The 9110-nt window shown below is 60.4% G+C and carries 10 protein-coding genes; 4 read left to right on the plus strand and 6 right to left on the minus strand.

From position 1 onward, the window contains the following. Positions 1-25: 25 nt before the first annotated feature. On the minus strand, positions 26-565 hold the full coding sequence (locus tag FHL16_RS22465) for a hypothetical protein (RefSeq protein WP_010455213.1): 540 nt from the start codon (positions 563-565) through the stop codon (positions 26-28). Positions 566-869: 304 nt separating this feature from the next. Beyond that, positions 870-1811, minus strand: coding sequence for a hypothetical protein (locus FHL16_RS22475; protein WP_077749318.1), 942 nt, complete (start codon positions 1809-1811; stop codon positions 870-872). Positions 1812-2088: 277 nt separating this feature from the next. On the opposite strand from FHL16_RS22475, the gene FHL16_RS22480 reads away from it, so the two are divergent. Continuing rightward, on the plus strand, positions 2089-2772 hold the full coding sequence (locus FHL16_RS22480) for a response regulator transcription factor (RefSeq protein WP_010455216.1): 684 nt from the start codon (positions 2089-2091) through the stop codon (positions 2770-2772). Continuing rightward, a complete protein-coding gene (locus tag FHL16_RS22485) occupies positions 2750-4144 on the plus strand; it encodes a sensor histidine kinase (RefSeq protein ID WP_077749319.1) in 1395 nt (464 codons plus the stop codon). Before FHL16_RS22480 ends, FHL16_RS22485 begins: the two co-directional genes overlap by 23 nt. Positions 4145-4280: 136 nt before the next feature. Here the strand turns inward: FHL16_RS22485 and FHL16_RS22490 are convergent, their stop codons facing one another. Genes FHL16_RS22490 through FHL16_RS22500 form a run of 3 tightly spaced genes read right to left on the minus strand, consistent with a single transcriptional unit; the run spans position 4281 to position 6534 of the window. Then, a complete protein-coding gene (locus FHL16_RS22490) occupies positions 4281-4691 on the minus strand; it encodes an SRPBCC family protein (RefSeq protein WP_010455221.1) in 411 nt (136 codons plus the stop codon). 26 nt (positions 4692-4717) lie between these two features. Next, the gene (locus FHL16_RS22495) at positions 4718-5515 is read right to left on the minus strand and encodes an SDR family NAD(P)-dependent oxidoreductase (protein ID WP_077749320.1); all 798 of its coding nucleotides are present in this window, start codon (positions 5513-5515) and stop codon (positions 4718-4720) included. Between the two features lie 11 nt (positions 5516-5526). Further along, positions 5527-6534, minus strand: coding sequence for an aldo/keto reductase (locus FHL16_RS22500; RefSeq protein ID WP_077749321.1), 1008 nt, complete (start codon positions 6532-6534; stop codon positions 5527-5529). Positions 6535-6652: 118 nt separating this feature from the next. Here FHL16_RS22500 and FHL16_RS22505 point away from each other — a divergent pair, with 118 nt between their 5' ends. Together FHL16_RS22505 and FHL16_RS22510 are read left to right on the plus strand one after the other, a co-directional pair. Beyond that, complete coding sequence (locus FHL16_RS22505; protein WP_077749322.1) at positions 6653-7549, plus strand: LysR substrate-binding domain-containing protein; 897 nt, start codon at positions 6653-6655, stop codon at positions 7547-7549. Between the two features lie 679 nt (positions 7550-8228). Then, positions 8229-8588 carry a DUF6124 family protein gene (locus FHL16_RS22510; protein ID WP_010455249.1) on the plus strand — a complete coding sequence of 120 codons (360 nt, stop codon included), beginning with the start codon at positions 8229-8231 and terminating at the stop codon, positions 8586-8588. 192 nt (positions 8589-8780) lie between these two features. Here the strand turns inward: FHL16_RS22510 and FHL16_RS34095 are convergent. Next, on the minus strand, positions 8781-9110 hold a 330-nt coding region (locus FHL16_RS34095), incomplete at its 5' end, for a hypothetical protein (protein WP_371917157.1).

Raw genomic sequence — 9110 nt, forward strand, 5'->3', positions numbered from 1 at the left:
AGACTCCGCCCCCCCAACCTGCCGATCAGTTAGAGAAAACGTACTGACCCTTGACCTTTTTCGATCCCACGAAGCCCAGGTCCGGGAACAACAGGTTTTTTACCAAGGCGACGAAGAACACCATGCCCAGGGTGATAACGACGCCGACCACGGTCATCACCGGGTCTTCTTCATATCCCTTGAACATCCGCGAAATCTGGCTGACGGTCAGAATCACGTAAATGGTGTAGGCCTGTGCCACGTTTTTGTAGAAGCCCCAGGCAAACGCCAGCGGTACCAACACCGCAAACAGGGTGAAAAACACGACCGCACCAGAACCGATCATCGCGCCCAGGTAAAACCCGGACACCGCACCCAGCAAGGCCTGTACGCAGGTCAGCGCGATCAGAAGGGTGACCTTGCGTGAATGCTTTTCCCGCAATGCCGGATCGGGCCGGGCGCCAATCCAGTAAGCCAGCACCCGATCCTTGACCGCCCCACCGGAGAACGCCTTGAACGTCTCGGTTTTGGAGCGCCCGGCGTCGAGCATCGCCACCAGTTGCCGCTTGATTTCCTTTTTGTCCAACGTACTTCTCCCCTTCTTGAGTCAATGCAAAATAAAGGTGGGAGCGAGCCTGCTCGCGAAAGCGGTGCATCAGGCGACATCATCATCGACTGAAAGTCCGCTATCGCGAGCAGGCTCGCTCCCACAGTGGGGCATCTTCGCTTTATTGGCCGCCAGAAAGCAAAACGCCGCTTCCACCCGAGGCGGAAGCGGCAGAGGCAAGAGCCTCAGTCGATCAATGCATGAACAGGGCGATCAGGATGATGATCGGGATGGGCACGCCAAGAAAAAACAGTAGTAATGAGCGCATGGTAATTCTCCTGGGTTAGCGAACAGGTGGCACGGAAGTGGTGGTCACGTAGGTGTCGGTTTCCAGATACACCACGGCATCCCGACGACGGCCGCCGAAGGTCGCGGCAAGGCTGGCAAAAAACGCACCGATCAGCAGTGCAATGAACATCCACAGTGATGTCCAGGCAGCGACTTTGGCGGCAGTGTCAGCCGCTTGTTGCGCAGCGAGCTTGGCGTCGGCCACGGCTTTCTGGGTGCGGGCGTAGACTTCATCGACACGGCGCTCGGCATCGGCCTGGGTCAGGTTGGTGCGCTGGGCGACCAATTGCGCCAGGTAAGTCCGGTCTTCGGCGGACAGCTGACCGTCATTGCTCAGGGAGCGAACGAAGATGCGAGTCACGGTGCTGCGGGCGGCGTCATCGCTGACGGCAGCCGGACGATCATCGCGGAACAGACTGTCAACGAAATAGCCGTACTGGTCACTGTCGGTATTACCCGCCGCGGTGCCCGCCGCTTGAGTCGCAACACTGGCAGCGCCACCGACCACACTCGCCCCGGCTTGCACGCCACCGCTGACAATGCTGCTGACCGAACCGACGACCAGTGTCGCGGTGACCAGCGTGGCCACGCACCAGGCCAGGAAGCCATGGGCAGTGTCACGGAAATAGACTTCATCGCCGTGCATGTTGGCCCACTTCACCCGCAAGCGACCGGCGATGTAACCACCGAGCCCGGATGCGACGATTTGCGTAGCGGCCAGCCAGATGATCGCCGAGATCCCCAGGCCCTTGGCACTCACGCCTTCATTGGCCCAGGGTGAAACAGCCGAGAATCCCAGACCAAATCCCAGCAGCACCAGAATCAGCGACAACGCCGCCGCTGCAGCGGCACCGGCAAAGATCGCGCCCCAGGACACACCCGATAGCGTGCTTGATTCTTCGTAGGCGGGATAGAAACCATCAGAGGATCTATTCATTGTTTTATCGCTCCAGGCAGAAAGATGGTGTTACAACTCTTCGAAGAAGGAAGTGCAGTCACCGTGCCAGTCGCCAACTTTAAATAAATCGTTTTATTTCAATGACTTATAAATTTTGAACTTCCAACCCCGTTGCATTTTGCAAGGATGGCTGAATAGCGGCGGGTTTTATGCATTGATCAAAAGCGAGCTCGCATGAAGTTTTATTTAGAAAGCCGGCGGTCATTTCTTGGCAAAATGCCGCTCTATGTTGAGCACCTCTAATCAGGCAGGCCCCATGACCCGCATCTTGACCATCGAAGACGACGCCGTGACCGCCCGGGAAATCGTCGCCGAACTCAGTAGCCACGGCCTCGACGTCGATTGGGTCAACAACGGCCGCGAAGGTCTGGAGCGTGCGGTCAGCGGCAACTACGACCTGATCACCCTCGACCGCATGTTGCCGGAGCTCGATGGCCTGGCCATTGTCACCACGCTGCGGACCATGGGCGTGGCCACGCCGATCCTGATGATCAGCGCCCTCTCCGACGTCGATGAACGAGTGCGCGGCTTGCGCGCCGGCGGGGACGATTACCTGACCAAGCCGTTTGCCACCGATGAAATGGCCGCCCGGGTTGAAGTCCTGTTGCGTCGCCAGAATACGGTCACGGCCCAGGCAACCACGCTGCGGGTGGCCGATCTTGAGCTGAACCTGATCAGCCACGAAGCCAGCCGCGACGATCAACTGCTGACGCTGTTGCCCACCGAGTACAAGTTGCTGGAATTCCTGATGCGCAACACCGGGCAGATTCTGTCGCGGATGATGATTTTCGAAGAAGTCTGGGGGTATCACTTCGACCCCGGCACCAACCTCATCGATGTGCACATCGGCCGGCTGCGCAAGAAGATCGACCCGCCTGGCAAAGTCCCACTGATTCGGACCGTGCGAGGCTCGGGTTATGTCATTGCTGAACCCCTCTAACGGCTGGCGCTCATCCAGCAGCCGCTTGCTCGCGCTCTACAGTTCACTGTTCGTGATCTGGAGCGGGATTCTGATGGGGGTCATGTACTACGAGGTGTCCGCGTACCTGGACAATCTGGCCAAACACTCGCTGATGCAGCGCCAGCACCTGTTTTCGCACTTTCAAGGCGAACAATTGGCCGACGCCCTCGCCGTCAGCATGACCTTCGACATTCGCGGCATCGACGCCTATGGCCTGTTCGATTCGCAGCACCGTTACCTCAGCGGTGCGCTGCGGCACATGCCCGAAGGCTTGCCGCTGGATGGCAAGATCCACATGCTCGGCGACTGCGCCGAGTCTGACGACCCCAGCCTGCCCACCGACAGTTGCGACGCCGTCGCGACCCAGACCAAGGACGGTCGCTGGCTGGTGCTGGTTCGCGATAACGGTTCGTTGTTTGCCGTGACCCGGATCATTCTGCACGCGTTGCTCTGGGGCGTGACGCTGACCATTTTGCCCGGCATCGCCGGTTGGCACCTGTTGAGGCGGCGTCCGCTGCGGCGGATTCGTGCAATCCAGGCCAGCGCCGAGGCCATCGTCGCCGGCGACCTGACCCGGCGTTTGCCACTGTCCAATCGCCGCGATGAGCTGGACATGCTCGCGGCCATCGTCAACGCCATGCTCGAACGCATCGAACGCTTGATGAACGAGGTCAAGGGCGTGTGCGACAACATCGCCCATGACCTGCGCACACCGCTGACACGCTTGCGGGCGCAGCTGTATCGAATCCAGCAGCAGGCGGATGACGGCTCGACGCTGGCCGTGCAGCTGGACTCGGTGCTCGGTGAAGCCGATACCTTGATGGCGCGGTTTCGTGGACTGCTGCGGATTTCCGAACTGGAGGACCGCCAGCGGCGTTCCGGTTTTGTACAGCTGGATCCGGTGCCGTTGTTGCAGGAGCTGCATGATTTTTACCTGCCGCTGGCGGAAGAAGGCGAGCTGCTGTTCAAGCTGCAATTGCCTGCGTCACTGCCAATGTTGAACGGCGATCGGGCGCTGTTGTTTGAAGCCGTGGCGAACCTGCTGAGCAACTCGATCAAATTTACCCCGCCCGGTGGCGAGGTGATTTTGCGCGGGGTCAATGACGCAGGGCACACGCGAATCGAAGTGCTCGACTCAGGGCCGGGTATCCCGGAAAGCGAACGCGAAGCGGTGTTCCAGCGCTTTTACCGTGCCGAGAGTGGGAATCAGAAAAGCGGGTTCGGGTTGGGGCTGTCGATCGTCGCGGCGATTGTCAGCCTGCATGGGTTTGCGCTTGAAGTGGGCACCAGTGAACTGGGCGGTGCGCGGTTGGTGCTCGATTGCGGCCACGATCTGATTCCCCAGACCTGACCCGGTCTCCCTGAACGAACACATCCCCCTGTAGGAGTGAGCCTGCTCGCGATAGCGGTCTATCAGTCAATCTCTATGTTGAAGCTGAAGACGTCATCGCGAGCAGGCTCACTCCTACAGGGGATTTATGGTGTTATCAGGCTGGGTAGTTCGCCCGCAGGGCTTCAAGACCGCCCTGATAGATCCCGGCAAACAACGCCTCAACCTCTGTTTCACTGACACCGTCGGGCGTAAAGCGACCCGACCACGTCACCCGAGCCCCCTGCCCCTGAGCCTCGACCTTTATCGTCGCCAGGTACTCAGTCGCCGGAAACGGTGCATGCAAAATCGAGTAGCTGTAAGTCTTCCCGGCGTTATCAAACGTCTCCAACCGCTCAACCACCTTCGCCCCATCCGCCGTTTGCAGGCTGCGCACTCGCCCGCCTTCACTCAGTTCGCTTTTCGGGATAAACGGCAGCCAGTCCGGCAGCGTGTCGAAACCGCCAATCAATTGCCACACCTCATCGGCCGAAGCCGGAATGTCGATAAATGCAGATGCCTTTGCCATGTAATCCTCTCTCTCAATCAATAAATTCAGATGGCCATGCTGTCGACGACACCGCCGTCGACCCGCAATGCCGCGCCCGTCGTGGCCGAGGATAGCGGCGAGGCGATGTAGGCCACCAGGTTCGCGACTTCTTCGACATTCGCCACACGCTGGATGATCGAGGTCGGCCGGGCCTTGCGCACAAACGCATCGGCTTCTTCCCGGACACTACGCCCCGATTCGGCGGTGGCCTGCTTGAGCATCTGCTCCAGGCCATCGGTCAATGTCGGGCCGGGCAGGATCGCATTGACCGTCACGCCAGTGCCCGCGAGCCGCTTGGCCAGGCCGTGGGACACCGCGAGGTTGGCGCTTTTGGTCACGCCATAATTAAGCATGTCGGCGGGGATGGCGATCCCGGATTCCGAGGACAGGAAAATCACCCGGCCCCAGCCCTGCTTGACCATGTCCGGCACGTAATGCCGGGACAGGCGCACGCCGGAGATCACGTTAACCTCATAGAAGCGCGTCCACTCGCTGTCCGGCGTGTCGAAAAAATCCACCTCGTTGAAGATCCCGAGGTTGTTCACCAGGATGTCCGCGCGCGGTTCGGCGGCGAACAGCTTTTCGGCACCGTCGGCGGTGCCGAGGTCAGCGGTCAGGCCACGCAATTGCGCGCCCGGCACGCTCTGGCGAATGCTCGCCAGCGCCTGCTCGACCTTGGCCGTCTCGCGGCCGATCACCACCACCGTGGCGCCGGATTCGGCCAGCGCCTTGCTGATGCCCAGGCCAATGCCGGCGGTACTGCCGCTGACAATGGCGAGTTTTCCAGTCAGATCGATTTTCATGCTCAAACTCCTCAGAGGGGCAATGGCGCGCGTTCGCTCACCAGTTTCGCGTCACGCATCGCCTGCCAGAATGCAGCGGGGATCACGGCCGACAGTGCCGCAACATCTTCGGCAATCCGGTCCGGACGGCTGGAGCCCGGAATCACCGCAGCCACGGCCGGGTTAGCCAGTGAGAACTGCAGCGCAGCGGCCTTGATGTCGACACCGTGGGCCGCCGCGATGCGTTTGATCTGCTCCACTTTGTCGACGATCGCCGGGCTGGCTTTCTGGTATTCGAAATGGGTTCCACCGGCCAGAATGCCCGAGCTGTAGGGGCCGCCGACCACGATTTCGACGTTCTGCGCCAAGGCCGCGTCCATCAGACGTTGCAAGGCCCGGTCGTGGTCGAGAAGAGTGTAGCGACCCGCCAGCAGAAAACCGTCCGGTTGGGCTTCGGTCAGATCAAGGGTCAGCTCGCAAGGTTCGACCTTGTTCACGCCCAGGCCCCAACCCTTGATCACGCCTTCTTCACGCAAACGGGTCAGCACTTTGAACGCGCCGGTGCGGGCCTGGTTGAAGTATTCCAGCCACTGGTCGCCGTAAAAATCCTGGGCGATGTCATGCACCCAGACGATGTCCAGGCGATCGGTTTGCAGGCGCTTGAGGCTGTCTTCGATGGAGCGCATCGTGGCGTCGGCGCTGTAGTCGTTGACGATTTTGTTCGGGCGGCCGTGTTCGAACACCCCGCTCTTTTCGCCCAGGTCACGGGCCGATGCATCTTCGACTTCATCGAGGATGACCCGGCCGACTTTGCTGCTCAGCACGTAGTCGTCGCGGTTGTATTGGGCCAGTGCAGCACCCAGGCGAATCTCCGACAGGCCCGAACCGTAAAACGGCGCGGTGTCGAAGTAGCGAACGCCGGCATCCCAGGCCGCGTGAACGGTGGCCCGCGCCTCGTCTTCAGGAATGGCGCGGAACATGTTGCCCAACGGGGCCGTGCCGAAACCCAGCGCGCCGGGCAGTTTGTCTTTCAAGCTCATGGTTCAAATCCTCGTCAGTGTCAGAGGTCAGCTGAGTGACCGTTGGGCAGATCCTAGATTGCGATGATCGGACCGTCCAAGACATAATGCGCAGTACTTGAGTCCCTATAGGTCTTACATGATCGACATCCGCCAATTGCGCTACTTCGTCGCCGTCGCCGAAGAAGAACACGTCGGTCGCGCCGCCGAACGCTTGCACATCTCCCAATCACCTTTGAGCCGGCAGATCGCCCAGCTTGAAGAACGCCTGGGCCTGACCCTGTTCGAGCGCAGCCAGCAGCGCATCCGCCTGACCCGCGACGGCCAGACCTTCCTCGCCGAAACCCGCGCCCTCCTGACCCATGCCAGCCGCCTCGAATCCCTGGGCAAACGCCTCGGTCGCGGCGAAGAAGGCGGCCTGTGCATCGGCTACATCGAAAACGCCATGCACGCTGGCGTACTGCCCAATGCCCTGCGGGTGCTGCGCGTCGACCGGCCGAACGTGCACGTTGCGTTGTACAACCTGAGTTCCGCCGAACAACTCGAAGGCCTGCGCCAGCGTAGTCTGGATATCGCCCTGGTCAGTGAACCGCCCGTCGCCGACGACCCGGACCTGCTGGGGTTTCAGGTGCTGGACGACCCGATGCTACTGGCCCTGCCCGAACACCATCCCCTCGCCCACCAGGCCACACTGACCCCGGCCGACCTGGCCAGTCAGGAATGGATCGGCGTGCAACACCGACAGAACTGCGCCAGCCGCGAAGACTTCGTCAGCGCCTGCATCCGCGCCGGTTTCACCCCGGACATCCGCATGGAAGCCACCGAGCCCTTCACTGCGCTGGGGCTGGTGGCGTCGGGGCTGGGCATTGCGATGATTCAGAAAGGCTTGAGCCGCAATGCGCCGCCGGGTGTGGTGCTGCGGGAAGTGCCGTGGATTTCGTTTACCACGCCCTTGTGGGCGGCGTGGCACCGGATCAATTTGCGGCCGCTGGTGGAGACGTTCAGGAAGGTGCTGACCGAATCGGGCCCGCATTGATCGTTCCCGCGTCGAGGCGTCGAACCGTCCGCGTGGGAATGCAGCCCGGGACGCTCTGCGTCCCTTTCAAACGCGGGAACGCGGAGCGTCCCTGGAGGTATTCCCACGCAGAGCATGGGAACGATCAAAAATATGTGTCGGGGCGGCTGGCCTCATCGCGAGCAGGCTCGCGCCTACATCTGGAACGCATACCCCTGTGGGAGCGAGCCTGCTCGCGATGAGGCCGCCCCAAACACCGCATAACCAACAGATGAGATTTGCTCAATCGGTCTGTGCAACCCACAAAGCTGGGTGGATGAATTGATGCTGTCGCGCGCGTCTGTTTAAGCCTGAAACGGTGTTTGTTTAAACACTCTCGAAGATACGTCCTGAAAGCTACAAATCCTTGCGCCGTTGCCTACGGCTGCGCCAGAATCCGCCGGCTTGTGCGCCTTGGGGCCGCTCGGTAACTTGATTCCCGTCACTGCTCATCAGTGATCGGGTTTAGTCGCCCGCGTTAACTCAGTTGTGCGTGCATCTGTCATGCAGGTCTTTCATTCCTGTATCTGATGGTGGCTGTACGCAGGGCGCTTTCGGGCGCGCCGGATTGCTGAGTTTCCCGGTCGACTAACCTGCGTGCAGCTGCCTCCCCTTACGTTTAGTCGCAAGAGGGGTGGCACCCAATTTGGAAACTCAGCATATGTTCAAAGTAACGCCCAACCCACCGGACACCGATCCGGTCTCCCCCTACGAACCCGATTCAAAAAAGCTCAACGAAGCCGCCGAGCGCGCCCTCGACTTCCACTTCCCATCGAACGCCGACATCAAAGCCACCCCGCGAACCCGCAGCACTCTGTTCTCCGTAGACCCCGAGGCCACGGCCGAAACCCTGGCGGTTTATCTGGTGGAAATACTCGCCTCGGTCGACGTGATGGTCCATCAGTTGGTGGATCACCTGGAGGGAGAGTCGCGCTACGCCCTGCTGGGGATTTCCAACAGCATCATGATGGCGGAGATCACGGCGAACCGAGTGTTGGATAAGATCGATCTGCCCATATAAGTGCCGCTCTGCGGTGAGTGAATAACTGACGTTGAGTTATGCAGCGGTCCCATTTTCCTGGGGCCGCTTCGCGGCCCAGCGGACAGATAAATAGATGCATCCCCTTTTTATTTCCACCGCCAACTCACCCAGCATCACCACTGGCTCAATCCCCAGTCCAGTGTTGCGATGCGTAGTCAATCGATCCGTCCCTTAAACACTCACTCCACGCGAAACTGCACTTACCTGATAGGAAACCTGACCGACCAACTGGTCTTGCACTGCACTGCTGTCGCCTCCTTTTCCCGGGTTACCCCAGGTTACAACGCGACCATCGGAGGTCAGGGCGGCGAACGCCTCGTAGCTGGAGTATAAGGCTTGTACATTGATCAGTTGGTCCTCAACCGCTGACGTATCCCCACCCATACGCTGGTTGCCCCAAGCTACGACGGTACCATTCTTACGCAAGGCTGCGAACGCTTCCCCCGTGCCGGCCACCTGCACAATGTCGTTCAGCAGCGCGATGTCGGCAGGCACCACGCC

The organism is Pseudomonas sp. FSL W5-0299, from assembly GCF_005930655.1.
Taxonomy (GTDB): Bacteria; Pseudomonadota; Gammaproteobacteria; order Pseudomonadales; family Pseudomonadaceae; genus Aquipseudomonas; species Aquipseudomonas mandelii.

What these genes read in the sequence shown, in the direction of transcription:
- FHL16_RS22475 (WP_077749318.1), bottom strand. Translation starts at nt 1,811, where the DNA reads ATGAATAGATCCTCTGATGGTTTCTATCCCGCCTACGAAGAATCAAGC.
- FHL16_RS22480 (WP_010455216.1), top strand. Translation starts at nt 2,089, where the DNA reads ATGACCCGCATCTTGACCATCGAAGACGACGCCGTGACCGCCCGGGAA.
- FHL16_RS22485 (WP_077749319.1), top strand. Translation starts at nt 2,750, where the DNA reads ATGTCATTGCTGAACCCCTCTAACGGCTGGCGCTCATCCAGCAGCCGC.
- FHL16_RS22490 (WP_010455221.1), bottom strand. Translation starts at nt 4,691, where the DNA reads ATGGCAAAGGCATCTGCATTTATCGACATTCCGGCTTCGGCCGATGAG.
- FHL16_RS22495 (WP_077749320.1), bottom strand. Translation starts at nt 5,515, where the DNA reads ATGAAAATCGATCTGACTGGAAAACTCGCCATTGTCAGCGGCAGTACC.
- FHL16_RS22500 (WP_077749321.1), bottom strand. Translation starts at nt 6,534, where the DNA reads ATGAGCTTGAAAGACAAACTGCCCGGCGCGCTGGGTTTCGGCACGGCC.
- FHL16_RS22505 (WP_077749322.1), top strand. Translation starts at nt 6,653, where the DNA reads ATGATCGACATCCGCCAATTGCGCTACTTCGTCGCCGTCGCCGAAGAA.
- FHL16_RS22510 (WP_010455249.1), top strand. Translation starts at nt 8,229, where the DNA reads ATGTTCAAAGTAACGCCCAACCCACCGGACACCGATCCGGTCTCCCCC.